Consider the following 14,896-nt stretch of genomic DNA (forward strand, 5'->3'; position numbering starts at 1 on the left):
AAGATATAAAGGAAGCTTTAAAAAACACAACAGATAAAGTTCTTTTATGAGGGAAAGAAACGTTAATTAAACAAGCAAAATTTAATTAACTCACTTATTTTAACAAAAAACACGTAAAAATACGTATTTCACAAAATTAATTTCTAATTACATTTGGTAATCCAAATCATTGGACTTATTAACCGATAAAACCACAATATGAAGTTTAATGAAAGTAATAACCAGCCCAAGAGACTAAACCTATTACAAAAGATAGGACTTTGTTTACTTGTGCTTACTATAATTCTGTATTACGTATTATCGATTCAATTTTTAACGAGTTAGTCTTTTTTTAAATTGTTAAAACCGCAATTTCGTTTTGAATAGCATATACAACAAGGCCGGCAATATTTCTCGACTCAGTTTTAAGTAATAAATTGTTGCGATGACCTTCTACTGTTCTTGGACTCAAAAAAAGATGATCAGCAATTTCAGAAGTTGTTTTTTGCTGACAAATAAGCTGAAGGATTTCAATTTCTCTCGGAGAAAGAAAACTAGTTTCTAAATGACCTTTTGAATTTTTTGATGAAACAATCGTTTCCTGAATTGTTTTTAATACGTTCTCATTGTAATAAAAACCTTTTTTTGCTACTTCATTGATAGTATGAATTAAATCCTTAGGAGTCGTATTTTTTATTAAATAAGCAACTGCTCCTACCTGAATCATGTTTGCAATAAATGATTTAGAATCATAACTTGTTAAAGCAATTATTTTAATGTCAGGAAAAGATTTTCGGATAATTTTTGTAGCCTCTACACCATTTAAGACAGGCATTTTTAAATCCATGATAATAATATCAGGTTTTACCTCGTTCTCTTCTAAACTAAAAAGAAGTTCTTCTCCGTTTGAAGCTTCAAAAATAATTTCGATATTATCTTCTCTTTGTAATAAAAAAGCAATCCCTTTTCGGAACAAAACTTCATCATCAACTAAAGCAACTTTAATAGCCGGGCTCATTATTTATTCGTTTTTGGTTTTTGGTTTTCCGAAATTACAAAATATGAATTAAAAAACCATCAAAAGGCTTGATATAATAGGCTAAAAGCTCATTTATTGCTAAATTTTGGCTTAAAAAGTAAAAACAACCGAAAATCCTTTATTAATTTGAGAGTTAATCAGAATACTGCCATTCAAAAAAGAAATTCGGCTATCAATATTTTTCATTCCAAGGCCTTTTTGATTTTGAACATTTTTACTATCAAAGCCAACACCATTATCCTCATAATTACAAGTAGCAACATTTGAAATAGTACTAAAAGAAATCCAAATTTCAGTTGCTTTTCCGTGGCGCAATGAATTATTCATCAGTTCTTGCAGAATTCTAAAAATATGCAAATGACGATCTATTTCACTTTCATCAAAATCAATTTCATTTTTATAATAAATTTTTACTGCTTTACTACTTTCAAACTCTTCGCATAATTCTTCAACTCCGGCATTAAGTCCAAATTTTTCAAAAACAGGAGGCAATAAATTATGGGCAATTTTTCTCGAATTTTCTAATGCCTTTCCAGTGAGATTAATGATATTCTCAGTAATCTCTTTTGTTTCAGCTTCGCTTAAATTTGAAGCAGAAAGCAAATGTGTATTTAAGGAAACAATATTAAGTTTAGAACTTATATCATCGTGCAAGTCTTGTGCAATACGCTTTCGTTCTTCTTCTTGGGTAAAAAGAACGGCATGTAATTGTTCTTTTTGGTACTGTAATACTAAGTCTTTTTTTTCAAGCTCTTTTTGAATTATTTTTTTTCTTGAGAAGTAGAAGAATATTATCAATACTACGGCAACAACTATAAAGAAAAGAGAAATGTATAATATTATCGCAACAAGTTCTTTTTCGGGAATTGAATGACTATCCATATCGTACTGTTCTTTAACAAGATTATTAATTTAAGGTCGCAAGGATTTGTTATAAAAACTTACTTTCCATTCATATAAGATAAAAAACTGATAAACTATTGATAAAAAAGCATTTAAGGTCCAGATAAGGTATTTTAAATCATCGCTAAGGCTAAAAGAAAGATTTCCAATTAAAAATAATACTGTACTGGCAAATAAGTAAGTTATAATACCAATACTAACGTAATAATACTTTTTACCTTCTGTGAGCATATTATAAAGGTGAAGCAAAGCAAAAACAACAATAAGCAAACATGTTAAAGCAATTTCAAACAAATTAAATTTCAAAAATTGACTTGTGTCTAAAGCAAATTGTACAACTAAAATCAATAATGCAACAACAATACAAATTTTTACAAAAATTTTTTGGATTTTTATCTTTAGTAATGAATTATAAAACAATCCTAACAGAATCATTTGTCCTATGAAAAACATATTGAGAACAGGTAGGTTATTTACTTTAAGTATATACATTACCTCCATGGAGAATTGCATCAAAAATGAGAAAACCAAATAAGACACAAAAAAAACATTAGCTTTTTCCTTTCGAAAAAAGCTAAATGAATATAGCAAAAGATTTATTAGTAAAACTAAATAAACAGAGTAAACAAAAAAGTCATACACTTCTAAATTCTATTTAAAATTACATTGGAGGACTTGGACGAACACCATCGTAAACAACTTCTTCGGCTCCATCTGCAGATTTATTTTGATCTGAACTTGGTGGCCCATAAACATTTATATATTTCTTTGTTTCCGGATCATATTCTGCTCCTACAAAAAGTAAAGTCTTTTCTTTTTGGTCATTAATACCAATATAGGCCCAAACGGCTTCCGTTTTTAACTCTAACACTTTTTCTAAAGATTCTCTTGGAATCAAAAAAGCTTTTATTTTATTCTTCTGATCTTCAACCGTGGTATCATCCTGATACCTTCTTTCCCATTCTTGGGCTGTGCTTAACGGAATTTGAATAGGTCCCGGAAAAGTTTCTTCATTCATAATTTACAATTTTAGTTAATAAGATTTGATTTGTTAATGGTTTTGCTAAACTACCGAAATAATTTTAGATAAAACATACTACTATGTAAAATTATAAAGAAGATAAGTCGTACTAAATAAAAAAAAATCTTTATAAGCACTTAACTCATAAAGATTTCTTTGTATTGTGTCTTCTATTTTATATTAAAACGGAACGTCACTATCATCATCGTCATCATTGAGATTACTGCCAAAAGCTTCATTTGGAGACGGAAGATTTTTAGTTATAAACGGATTGTCCTCATGATTCATTTTAGAAGGTAAATCATCATAGCTACCAGAAAAATCGTCAAGATTATCAAATTTACCAAGGTGGCCCAAGAATTTCAAACGAACGTTTTCGATACCACCATTACGGTGTTTCGCGATCATAATTTCAGCCTGTCCAGCAGTTGGTGAAGCCTCATCATCATCCCACTCATCAATTTTGTAATACTCAGGTCGGTATAAGAACGAAACAATATCGGCATCCTGCTCAATCGCTCCAGATTCACGAAGATCCGATAGCAAAGGACGTTTACTCGATCCACGCGTTTCAACCGCACGCGATAACTGAGAAAGTGCAATTACCGGTACATTTAACTCTTTTGCCAGAGCCTTTAAGTTTCGGGAAATTGTAGAGATCTCCTGCTCACGGTTCCCTCCTCCTTTAGCATTTCCTCCCGCGGTCATTAATTGCAAATAATCGACAATTACGATTTTAATTCCGTGCTGCGAAACCAAACGACGGCATTTTGCTCTTAAATCGAAAATAGAAAGTGATGGTGTATCATCAATAAATAACGGGGCTTTTTCCAAGTTCTTCACTTTGGTACTCAACATTGTCCATTCGTGAGGTTCTAATTTACCAGTACGCAGTTTCTCTGATGATAATCCTGTTTCTGATGAAATCAACCTCGTAATCAACTGAACTGATGCCATCTCCAGAGAGAACAAAGCTACAGGGTGTCCAAAATCGATCGCAATATTTCTGGCCATAGAAAGTACAAACGCCGTTTTACCCATCGCAGGTCTTGCTGCAATAATAATTAAATCACTTGGCTGCCATCCTGAAGTCAATTTATCCAAATTGGTAAAACCGGTTTCAACACCACTCAAACCTTCTTGTTTAGAAATTTCTTCGATACGTTTCTTAGCCTGTAAAACTAAACTTTGTGCAGTTTCAGAACTACGTTTAATATTTCCTTGCGTTACTTCGTATAATTTTGATTCGGCCTGATCTAACAAATCAAATACGTCTGTAGTTTCATCATAAGACGCTTCGATAATTTCAGATGAAATTCTGATTAAACTTCTCTGAATAAATTTCTGAAGAATGATACGGGAGTGAAATTCAATATGCGCTGAAGACGCTATTTTTTGTGTAAGCTGAATTAAATAGAAATCTCCTCCGGCTAAATCTAATTTTCCATTTTTTTTCAGCTGAGCTGAAACCGTTAACAAGTCAATTGGCTGTGTATCTGTAAAAAGCTGAACAATTGCTTCAAAAATAAATTTATGAGCATCTTTATAAAATGCATCGGGTTGTAAAATATCAATTACATCATCTACCCCTTTTTTATCAATCATCATTGCCCCAAGTACAGCCTCTTCTAAATCAAGCACTTGCGGAGGTAATTTTCCTTTTTCTAAATTAATGATTGTGGTTTTATCTACCTTGACAGGGTTTATGTTTTTGAAATTTTCCATATAGCGAAAGTAACAAAATTTAAAAAAAAATTGCTATCGAGTTATAACTATTAATTGTTTATAAATAAGATTTTTTTGTTCATAACCAAAAAAAAATCCGAAACTGTAAGGCTTCGGATTTTAATTAATATTGTAAGAATTTACTCTTTATACTCGCCCATATTACTGTATTTGTCCATTCTTTGGGCAATTAAGTCGGCTGTTGATAAGTCTTTCAATTCGTTATATCCTTTGGTAATGTATTCGGCAACTGTTTTAAAAGTAGTCTCGCGATCATAGTGCGCTCCTCCTAGTGGTTCCGGAATAACATCATCAACTAGTTTTTGTCTTTTCATATCAGATGAAGTCAATTTTAATGCATCGGCAGCACGTTCTTTGTACTCCCAGCTTTTCCATAAAATTGAAGAACATGATTCTGGAGAAATTACAGAATACCAGGTATTCTCTAACATGTATACTTTATCTCCAACACCTATTCCTAAAGCTCCTCCTGAAGCTCCTTCACCCACAATAATGGTAATAATTGGAACTTGCAGACGAACCATTTCAAAAATGTTTCTTGCAATAGCTTCTCCTTGCCCTCTTTCTTCAGCTTCAAGTCCTGGATATGCACCCGGAGTATCTACTAAAGTCAAAACCGGAATTCCGAACTTCTCTGCCATTTTCATTAAACGCAAAGCTTTACGGTATCCTTCAGGATTTGCCATACCAAAATTACGATACTGACGTGTTTTTGTATTAAAACCTTTTTGCTGACCAACGATCATAAACGATTGTCCGTTTACTTTTCCTAATCCGCCAACCATTGCTTTATCATCTTTAAAACCTCTGTCTCCGTGAAGTTCTAAGAAAGTGTCACCGCAGATCGCTCTGATGTAATCTAAGGTATAAGGTCTGTTTGGGTGCCTTGAAAGCTGAACACGTTGCCAAGCCGTAAGGTTTTTATATATTTCTTTCTTTGTTTGCTCTAATTTTTTGTTGATTTCCTTGCAGGTAGGTGTTACATCAACATCAGATTCTTTTCCAATTATAACACACTTTTCCAGCTGTTCTTCAAGTTCTTTGATTGGAAGCTCAAAATCTAAATATTCCATGGATTTTTGAATTTTGTTTGTAAATCGAACCGCAAATATAAAAATATTATATCATTGGCACAGTTAATTGTTAGTAAAGTATCAAATTGTGATTTAAAAATAAGTAAACTATTACAGTTCTTTCTTATTTTTATAATGTTTAAAAACGCCGTTTAAGATAACTGTAATTACAATTATCAGGGCGCCAATATAAAATTCCTTGCTCATTTTTTCTTTTCCTCCCAGAATAAAATAAGCTAACATAATTCCGTAAACCGGCTCTAAATTAGTCGTTAACATTACGGTATAGGGAGTTAATTTCTGCATTACTTTTACAGAAGCCGTAAAAGCATAAGCCGTACAAACAGACGCTAAAACAAGCAATAAAATCCAATTGTTTAATGACATTGTAAAAAAGTCTGCAGTGAATTTTCCTTGTACTAAAAAATAAATAGAAATAAAGAAAACTCCCGCTCCAAATTCATAAAATGTAATAACAGACGGTTCGTGATCAGAGATTAATTTCCCATTCATTAAGGTAAATAAAACTCCCAAAATAATCGAAGCCAACGCATAATACATTCCATTCAGGTATTTAACTTCAACTTGCATAATCATAGCTAAACCAGCAATAATTATCAATCCGAAGAAAACCTCATATAACAATATTTTTCTCCCATAAAAGAGTGGTTCTAGTAAGGAAGCGAAAAAAGCTCCTAATGAAAATATCGAAAGTGTTATTGAAACATTAGAAACATGAATCGCCCTGAAAAAGAAAATCCAGTGCATTGCAATCAGCAATCCGACAAAAATTAACTTGGCAAAAGACTGGGCTGATATTGCAAAAGATTGTTTTTTATAAACTATAAATCCAGCAAGAAAAATTCCGGCAAGAAGCATTCTGAACCAAACTAAATTTTCAGCATCAATGGTGATTAAAGCGCCCAAAATGGCAGTAAAACCCCAGATAAAAACAATTAAATGAAGATTTAAGTAACTTTTTAAATTATCGTTTCGCATTACGTAATAGGTAAACTGCCAAAATTCCGAAAACCATATTTGGGAACCAGACAGCTAATAAAGGTGAGAAAGTAGATTTTTCGGCAAGTGTACCAAAGATTTTATCAAAAAACACAAAAGAGAAAGCAATTGCAATTCCAATGGCAAGATTCATCCCCATACCCCCGCGTCGTTTCATAGACGAAACTGCAACAGCGATAATGGTTAAAATAAAAGCAGAAACCGGTACACTATACTTTTTATAAAGAACAACTAAATAGGTATTGATATTTCCGGAACCTCTTTTTCTTTCCTTATCAATAAACTTATACAGTTTACCAAGGCTCAAAGTTTCAGCGATATAAACCACAGGAGTTAAATCTTCTAATTCGAACTTAAAAGGAATACTTTTTTCAGGATTTTTTTCGATAATGTCACCCAATTCACCAACGGTTCTTTTTGTATAATCATACAAAATATAAGTTTTCTTTTTCGGGTCCCATTTAATACGGCTGGCTGTAATTTTATATTTCAGTTTCTCTTTTTCAAAATGTTCTAATGAAAAATTAAAAGCTGTTTTAGATTCTTCCTGAAAACTGTTTACAAAAATAAAATCGTTATCATTAATTTGTCTGTAAACATTTGTGTTTTCGCCCCGCATGAGCTCTTTCCCGTTTCCTTTTAAATAGGTATATCTAAAATTATTATAGCCTTCACTGGCTGCAGGCACAATAAAGAATCCCATTAATAGCACAAAAATAGAAACGATCGTTGCGCCAATAATATAAGGTCTTAAAAACCTTGTAAACGAAATTCCGGAACTTAAAATAGCGATAATCTCTGTATTATTAGCCAATTTTGAAGTAAACCAAATTACCGATAAAAATAAAAATATCGGGAACAATGAATTGATAAAATAGATCGTAAAATTGTAATAATAGAACGCAATATCCATAAACGGAATCTTGTTTTCCAACATTTTATTTACCTTTTCAGAAACATCAATAACGATCCCAATCGGCGCAAATAACAATAGCATCACCGAGAAAGTGGCTAAATATCTTTTTAAAATATACTTATCTATTATAGTCAGCATAAAACTTTTAGTTTCAAGTTTAAAAGTTTCAAGTTTCACGTTTCAGGTTTCACGTTCTCAACTGAACCTGAAACCTGAAACAAAAATAACCTGAAACTCTTTTTATAATCTTTGGCTCATATTTTTAACCATCATTTCTTTCCATGGTCTAAAATCACCAGCTAAGATATGTTTTCTAGCTTCGCGAACCAACCACATATAGAAACCAAGATTATGAATAGTCGCAATTTGTTTTCCTAAATATTCATTGGCAGCAAATAAGTGGCGTAAATAAGCTTTTGTATATTCTGTATCTACAAAGGTATGTCCCATTTCGTCAATTGGAGAAAAATCAGCTTCCCACTTTTTATTCTTGATGTTGATGGTTCCGTTTGCTGTAAACAACATTCCATTTCTGGCATTTCGGGTTGGCATCACACAGTCAAACATATCAATACCTAACGCAATATTTTCTAATATATTAATAGGTGTTCCAACTCCCATTAAATAACGAGGTTTGTCTTCTGGCAAAATTTCACAAACAACTTCAGTCATCGCGTACATTTCTTCGGCTGGTTCTCCTACTGATAATCCACCAATAGCATTTCCTTGTTGTCCGGAATTTGCAATATATTCAGCCGATTGACGACGTAAATCTTTGTAAGTGCTTCCCTGAACAATCGGAAAAAACGTTTGTTCATAACCATATTTATAAGGTACTTTATCTAAATGATTAATACAACGATCCAGCCAACGGTGTGTCATGTGCATTGAACGTTGTGCATATCTGTAATCGCAAGGATAAGGTGTACACTCATCAAAAGCCATGATAATATCAGCACCAATTGTACGTTGAATTTCCATTACATTTTCCGGAGTAAAAAAGTGATATGAACCGTCAATATGCGATTTAAACTTCACTCCTTCTTCCTTAATTTTACGATTATTCGAAAGAGAATATACCTGATATCCTCCAGAATCAGTCAAAATATTACGATCCCAGTTCATGAATTTATGCAATCCTCCGGCCTTTTCAAGAATTTCAGTCTGTGGGCGTAAATATAAATGGTAAGTATTTCCAAGAATAATATCCGGATTAATATCTTCTTTCAATTCACGCTGATGCACTCCTTTTACCGAGGCAACCGTTCCAACAGGCATAAAAATAGGCGTTTCAATTATGCCGTGATCTGTAGTAATACTCCCCGCCCTCGCTTTTGATTGCGGATCTTTTTGTAATAAATCAAACTTCATCTGTTTCTTTTTTCAGTCGGCAAAGATAAGCTAATTTCAGGGAAAATTAAGTAATTAGATAATTTGTCAATTAGAAAATTAGATAATGATCAACTTGAAACTTGACACGAGGCTTTTGCCGAACTGGCGAAGTAAATAAAGAAAAGCTGAAACTTCTAACATTTAACTCGTCACTTTCATTTGGGCGTTCCCTCCGGCCGGGCTATCCGCTATATCTCCCGATTTAGAAAAACAAGGCTTTTAGCCGTAGCTTTTGTTAATCGGGAGATACCGCTGCTACCCCTAACGCAAAGACCAAGACGTTTTTATTAACAATCAAATGTAAAAGTTACAACAAACCTCTTATTAATATGTAACAACATGCCCGTTTTGATTATGTAACTTTAATGAAATAGAAAAAGCAAAACTAACATCAATTAAAATATAGAAATCATGATAAACTCAGAAGATAACAATCCAATAAAAGAAGATCAAATCGAAAGAAATCTTGAAAATTTAGATTACCCGGCAAATGAAGATATTTACAATCAGGAAGACAAACTAGAAGACATTGATCCGGAAGATATTTCTGGAGAAAGAATTGTTAATCAAGATAATCATGAATGGAAACAAAACAGCGATAAACTCGGAAATGACTTAGACATTCCGGGCTCAGAACTTGATGACCAACAAGAGGAAATTGGCTCCGAAGATGAAGAAAACAACTTCTATAGTGAAGGAGATACTAATTAAATTGCTATTAAATAAATCCCTAAATGAAATTAAAGTCCCTAAAAGGGGCTTTTTTTTATTAAACTTTCAATAAAAAACAATACGATTAAATGGTCTCATTCAATAAATCTAAAACATTTAAGCCTTTTTTTTAGAATCAATAAAAAAAGCGGTGGAATTTAACAATTCCGACAAACTAAAGCAAAAAATCATTTGTCAGCCCGCAAAATAACGATTACTTTTGCTCCAGTTTAACTTTTACATATAAAATGAAGCCTAACACACAACAATTAAGCGATTTAACAATCCAAGTAAGAAGAGATATTCTTCGAATGGTACATGCTGTCAACTCAGGTCACCCAGGTGGCTCTTTAGGTTGCACTGAATTTTTGGTAACATTATACCAAAATATTATGGACCGCAAAGAAGGTTTTGATATGGACGGAATTGGAGAAGACATTTTCTTCCTTTCAAACGGTCATATTTCTCCAGTATTCTATAGCGTTTTAGCACGTAGCGGTTATTTTCCTATTTCAGAACTTGCAACTTTTAGATTATTAAATTCTCGTTTACAAGGACATCCAACAACTCACGAAGGTTTACCTGGAGTTCGTATCGCTTCTGGATCATTAGGACAAGGTTTATCTGTAGCTCTTGGTGCTGCACAGGCTAAAAAATTAAATGGTGATAATCATTTAATTTATACTTTACACGGTGATGGTGAATTACAAGAAGGTCAAAACTGGGAAGCAATTATGTATGCTTCTGCTAAAAAAGTAGACAACCTTATCGCAACTATCGACGTTAACGGAAAACAAATTGATGGAACAACTGACGAAGTTTTAGCAATGGGAAGTCTTCGTGCTAAATTCGAAGCTTTTGACTGGGACGTTCTAGAAATTAAAGAAGGAAACAGCATCGACGCAATCTTAGCAGGTTTAAATGATGCTAAATCAAGAACAGGAAAAGGAAAACCAGTTTGCATTTTATTACACACTGAAATGGGTAATGGTGTTGACTTTATGATGCACACACATGCTTGGCATGGTAAAGCACCTAACAACGATCAGTTAGCAAGTGCTTTAGCTCAAAACTATTCTGCAGATCAAATCGACTATTAAAAAAGTGTGCAGTCTCGGTGTGCAGTTTTCAGTTCAAAACTCAGAATCTTAGCCACTTAGAAACTTAGCATCTCATAAAAGACAAAAATGAAAAAATATACAAATACAGGAAGTAAAGATACACGTTCAGGATTTGGAGCGGGAATGACTGAACTAGGTCAAAAAAACGAAAACGTTGTGGCGTTATGCGCTGACTTAATTGGATCATTAAAATTTGATGATTTCAAAAAAAATCACCCAGAGCGTTTTTTCCAAATTGGAATTGCAGAAGCTAACATGATTGGTATTGCTGCAGGTTTAACAATTGGAGGAAAAATTCCATTTACAGGAACTTTTGCTAACTTCTCTACAGGAAGAGTTTACGATCAAATTCGTCAGTCAGTTGCTTACTCTGATAAAAATGTAAAAATTTGTGCTTCTCACGCTGGTTTAACACTAGGTGAAGATGGAGCAACACACCAAATCTTAGAAGATATTGGTTTAATGAAAATGTTGCCAGGAATGACAGTAATCAATACTTGCGATTACAACCAAACTAAAGCAGCTACTTTAGCATTGGCAGATCACCACGGTCCAGCTTATTTACGTTTCGGACGTCCGGTAGTACCTAACTTCACTCCTGCTGATGAGCCATTCGTAATTGGAAAAGCAATTTTATTAAACGAAGGAACTGATGTAACAATCGTTGCAACAGGACACTTAGTTTGGGAAGCGCTTATTGCTGCTGAAGCTTTAGAAGCAAAAGGAATTTCTGCCGAAGTAATCAACATTCACACTATCAAACCACTTGATGAAGAAGCAATTCTTAAATCATTAGCTAAAACTAAATGTGTAGTAACTGCTGAAGAACACAACATTCTTGGAGGTCTTGGAGAAAGTGTATCAAGAGTTTTAGCTTTAAACATTCCTGCTCCACAAGAATTTGTAGCTGTAAACGATAGTTTTGGTGAATCTGGAACTCCGGAGCAATTAATGGAAAAATACAAATTAAACAATCAGGCGATTGTTGAAGCTGTAGAAAGAGTTATCAAAAGAAAATAATTTCAAATTTCTTACTTTATAAAAAAAAACCTCGAAAGTGATTTCGAGGTTTTTTTTATCTAAAATTCAAATTATTGAATATTTTTTTTATTTAGCAGAATGATGATCCTTATCAACATGAATTCTTTTTCTTCCTGGAGATGTATAATCCGGGGTTCCAGCTGCAGAGAATGCAGGGATCCCGTAAGTTTCCGTTTCATCTGTATTTGGCGTCTTTGGATTATCTGCTATAGGATCAAAAGGGTAATATTTACTTATACCTGTAACGGGAGCGCCTTCTGGTTTTGTTATTTCAAATCGGGTAGCATATCCATCTCCATCATCGTCAAAATCCATAAAATCAGCTATTCCATCACCATCAGTATCATCAATTAATTCTTTAGGCATATTTGGAAACCTTACTTTATCTTCCAAATTATAATTATAACCATCGTGATTAATATCTTCATAATAATCAAGAACACCGTCCGGAGCACCTGTTCTCTGCCCTCCTACTACTTTAAAATCATGATCCAACCTTTGAAGATCAAACAGCTTAAAACTAAACACAAGTGGAGAATATGTAGGAATACCAGTTTGTGCAGTACCAAAATAACCAAGCCCTGAAGGTAAAAACATAACTCCTGCGCCGTAATTTTCATATGTTATAACTCCATCAGCAGCAACAGTCGAAGTACCTGTTTTAAATTGCGGAAAAATCTCTCCCCATCCGTCAATTACTGGACGAGGTGCATAAACATATAAATCAAAACCAACGCCTAAACCATATGACTGATCAAATACGGTCCCATCTAATAAGTTTCCTTTGTATGAAGTATAAACAAGATCGGTATTACAAGGCGATTGACCTATTCCTTTGTTAAGTGTAAGATAATAAACTTTATAATTAATGTCACGATTATAAACATCTCTATGTTCAAGAGGATACTCTTGTTGATCCCAAATAGAAATCTGTGTTCCTCCTGCTGGAATTTTTTTTATCTCTACATCAAAAGTTACTTTATCAACTATTATATAATTAGTTTTTAAATATTTCTCAATTGAATCATTATCTGCCTTATATTGCTCTTTGTAATCACGCAAAGGCACTACAACCACTTCATCATCATCACTTTTATTACAAGAAACCAAAGAAACACCTGCAAGCAATAAAATAAAATAATATTTAAATTTATTCATTATTGTTAATTTTTTAGGTGCGCAAGATACAATATTGATTTATTTTTGTAAAGAATTTAACTTCGATTTTAGAAAAATTATGAGAATAGATAAATACCTATGGTGCGTGCGTTATTACAAGACCAGAAACATGGTAACAGAGGCATGCAAAAAGAACCATATTACAGTAAACGGGCAGGTTGCAAAACCATCTAAGGAAGTTTTCCCAACAGACAGAATCACCTTCAGAAAAGATCAGATTACGCAAATAATTACTGTACTCGATATTCCTGAAAGTCGCGTTGGAGCAAAATTGGTTGATATATATCGTAAAAACGAAACACCAGCAGAGGCTTATGCACATTTAGAATTATTAAAACTATCTAAGGAGCATTATAGAAAAAGCGGAACAGGAAGACCGACCAAAAAAGACCGAAGAGATATCGACGAGTATGGAAACGAGATTTTTGATGAGGAGGAAACGGAGTAAATTCCAATTTAAAAAACCCAAATTTCATTTCAAAAACTGAAATCTAAAATCTAAAATCTAAAATTCTTATTTGTACTTTAGCAAAAAAAATAAATCATGAGCAAAAACATCATCTTAACGAATCAGGAAATCGAACACAAAATCAAACGTATCGCCTATCAAATTTACGAGACTTTTGTTGATGAAGAAGAAGTTGTAATTGCCGGAATCGCTTCTAACGGATCTATTTTTGCCGAAAAAATTGCCATTGCATTGAGCACTATTTCAACACTTAAAGTTTCTACTTGCGAAGTTAAGGTTGACAAACAAAATCCACAATTACCAATTCAGACTTCTTTAACTAAAGAAGAATACCAAAATAAAGGTCTAGTATTAGTTGATGATGTCTTAAACTCAGGTACAACATTAATTTATGCTGTTCGTCATTTCTTAGACGTTCCGCTTAAGAAATTCAAAACAGCAGTACTTGTAGACAGAAACCATAAAAAATACCCTGTAAAAGCCGATTTTAAAGGCATTTCACTTTCGACTTCTTTACTCGAGCATGTTCAGGTTGTTTTTGACAACAAAGAAGGTGATTATGCCTTTTTAAGCTAATAAAGCTGTAATATCCTCAACCGTTTCTTCGACCGTCTTATCATCAACCACAACCTTATGTTGCGCATGGTTGTAATAAAAGCTACGATCGAATAAATGTTTTGCGATAAATTCTTTCATTTCTTCTTCATCCATATTCGCAATCAAAGGACGTTTACTTTTATTGTGGACTAATCTATTATATAAAGTAGCTATTGAAGCCTTTAAATAAATCGACACAATATCATCTCTTTGAAGCAACAAATGATTATTAGCATAACACGGAGTTCCCCCACCCAATCCGATAATGTTATTTTCTGAAGATTGAAGTAATTCAACAAACATTTCGTGTTCTAATTTTCTAAAATAGATTTCTCCATGTTGCTCAAAAATTTCATTTATGGACAAATTTGCTCTTTTTTCGATGCATTTATCCAAATCTAAAAACGGAATATTTATAATTTTTGAAAGATTTTGGGCAATAGTTGACTTTCCGCAACCCATATATCCCAATAAGACGATTTTTTTCATTCTAATAAAACCCTATAAACTAGGGCGTTGTAAACATTGGTTAAAAAAAGACAAATTTATAATAAAAATGCTTGCAAATAATAAAATAAACTCCTTATATTTGCACCCGCATTCAAGAAACATAATGACTCGATAGCTCAGTTGGTAGAGCACATCACTTTTAATGATGGGGTCCTGGGTTCGAGCCCCAGTCGGGTCAC

16 protein-coding genes and 1 tRNA gene are annotated in these 14,896 nt (G+C 33.2%); 6 read left to right on the forward strand and 11 right to left on the reverse strand.

The window, feature by feature from the left end:
* Positions 1–331: 331 nt before the first annotated feature.
* The 9 genes from Q7C23_RS22690 to tgt form a co-directional block, all read right to left on the reverse strand.
* Positions 332–997, reverse strand: a complete 666-nt coding sequence (locus Q7C23_RS22690) for a response regulator (RefSeq protein WP_375034637.1) — start codon at positions 995–997, stop codon at positions 332–334.
* A 111-nt stretch (positions 998–1,108) separates the two neighbouring features.
* Positions 1,109–1,900, reverse strand: coding sequence for a sensor histidine kinase (locus tag Q7C23_RS22695; RefSeq protein ID WP_375034638.1), 792 nt, complete (start codon positions 1,898–1,900; stop codon positions 1,109–1,111).
* Positions 1,901–1,930: 30 nt separating this feature from the next.
* Entirely contained in the window at positions 1,931–2,422 is a 492-nt protein-coding gene (locus Q7C23_RS22700; protein ID WP_375034639.1) for a hypothetical protein, read from the reverse strand.
* Positions 2,423–2,582: 160 nt separating this feature from the next.
* Positions 2,583–2,939, reverse strand: coding sequence for a hypothetical protein (locus tag Q7C23_RS22705; RefSeq protein WP_375034640.1), 357 nt, complete (start codon positions 2,937–2,939; stop codon positions 2,583–2,585).
* Positions 2,940–3,122: 183 nt separating this feature from the next.
* Complete coding sequence (gene dnaB / locus Q7C23_RS22710) at positions 3,123–4,667, reverse strand: replicative DNA helicase (protein WP_375034641.1); 1,545 nt, start codon at positions 4,665–4,667, stop codon at positions 3,123–3,125.
* Between the two features lie 140 nt (positions 4,668–4,807).
* Positions 4,808–5,761 carry an acetyl-CoA carboxylase carboxyltransferase subunit alpha gene (locus Q7C23_RS22715; RefSeq protein WP_056190985.1) on the reverse strand — a complete coding sequence of 318 codons (954 nt, stop codon included), beginning with the start codon at positions 5,759–5,761 and terminating at the stop codon, positions 4,808–4,810.
* Positions 5,762–5,872: 111 nt separating this feature from the next.
* Entirely contained in the window at positions 5,873–6,760 is an 888-nt protein-coding gene (locus Q7C23_RS22720; protein ID WP_375034642.1) for a DMT family transporter, read from the reverse strand.
* Positions 6,747–7,835, reverse strand: a complete 1,089-nt coding sequence (locus Q7C23_RS22725) for an LptF/LptG family permease (RefSeq protein ID WP_375034643.1) — start codon at positions 7,833–7,835, stop codon at positions 6,747–6,749. Before Q7C23_RS22725 ends, Q7C23_RS22720 begins: the two co-directional genes overlap by 14 nt.
* Before the next feature lie 102 nt (positions 7,836–7,937).
* Positions 7,938–9,068, reverse strand: a complete 1,131-nt coding sequence (gene tgt, locus Q7C23_RS22730; protein ID WP_375034644.1) for a tRNA guanosine(34) transglycosylase Tgt — start codon at positions 9,066–9,068, stop codon at positions 7,938–7,940.
* A 432-nt stretch (positions 9,069–9,500) separates the two neighbouring features.
* Between tgt and Q7C23_RS22735 the strand changes: the two genes are divergently transcribed.
* From Q7C23_RS22735 to Q7C23_RS22745, 3 genes are all read left to right on the forward strand, one after another.
* A complete protein-coding gene (locus Q7C23_RS22735; RefSeq protein ID WP_375034645.1) occupies positions 9,501–9,800 on the forward strand; it encodes a hypothetical protein in 300 nt (99 codons plus the stop codon).
* A gap of 248 nt (positions 9,801–10,048) precedes the next feature.
* On the forward strand, positions 10,049–10,900 hold the full coding sequence (locus tag Q7C23_RS22740) for a transketolase (RefSeq protein WP_375034646.1): 852 nt from the start codon (positions 10,049–10,051) through the stop codon (positions 10,898–10,900).
* Positions 10,901–10,987: 87 nt separating this feature from the next.
* Complete coding sequence (locus Q7C23_RS22745; RefSeq protein ID WP_375034647.1) at positions 10,988–11,941, forward strand: transketolase family protein; 954 nt, start codon at positions 10,988–10,990, stop codon at positions 11,939–11,941.
* Between the two features lie 87 nt (positions 11,942–12,028).
* Here Q7C23_RS22745 and Q7C23_RS22750 read toward each other — a convergent pair whose 3' ends face one another.
* On the reverse strand, positions 12,029–13,120 hold the full coding sequence (locus Q7C23_RS22750; RefSeq protein ID WP_375034648.1) for an FKBP-type peptidyl-prolyl cis-trans isomerase: 1,092 nt from the start codon (positions 13,118–13,120) through the stop codon (positions 12,029–12,031).
* A gap of 79 nt (positions 13,121–13,199) precedes the next feature.
* Between Q7C23_RS22750 and Q7C23_RS22755 the strand changes: the two genes are divergently transcribed.
* Together Q7C23_RS22755 and Q7C23_RS22760 are read left to right on the forward strand one after the other, a co-directional pair.
* A complete protein-coding gene (locus tag Q7C23_RS22755; protein WP_072974177.1) occupies positions 13,200–13,589 on the forward strand; it encodes an RNA-binding S4 domain-containing protein in 390 nt (129 codons plus the stop codon).
* A 96-nt stretch (positions 13,590–13,685) separates the two neighbouring features.
* Positions 13,686–14,186 carry a phosphoribosyltransferase domain-containing protein gene (locus Q7C23_RS22760; protein ID WP_194658473.1) on the forward strand — a complete coding sequence of 167 codons (501 nt, stop codon included), beginning with the start codon at positions 13,686–13,688 and terminating at the stop codon, positions 14,184–14,186.
* Here Q7C23_RS22760 and Q7C23_RS22765 read toward each other — a convergent pair.
* Positions 14,178–14,696 carry a shikimate kinase gene (locus Q7C23_RS22765; protein ID WP_375034649.1) on the reverse strand — a complete coding sequence of 173 codons (519 nt, stop codon included), beginning with the start codon at positions 14,694–14,696 and terminating at the stop codon, positions 14,178–14,180. The genes Q7C23_RS22760 and Q7C23_RS22765 overlap by 9 nt on opposite strands.
* 126 nt (positions 14,697–14,822) lie before the next feature.
* Here Q7C23_RS22765 and Q7C23_RS22770 point away from each other — a divergent pair.
* Positions 14,823–14,895: transfer RNA gene (locus tag Q7C23_RS22770), tRNA-Lys, on the forward strand.
* The last annotated feature ends 1 nt before the right edge of the window (position 14,896 follow it).

Origin of the sequence: Flavobacterium sp. LAR06 (assembly GCF_041946075.1) — a bacterium.
GTDB lineage: Bacteria > Bacteroidota > Bacteroidia > Flavobacteriales > Flavobacteriaceae > Flavobacterium.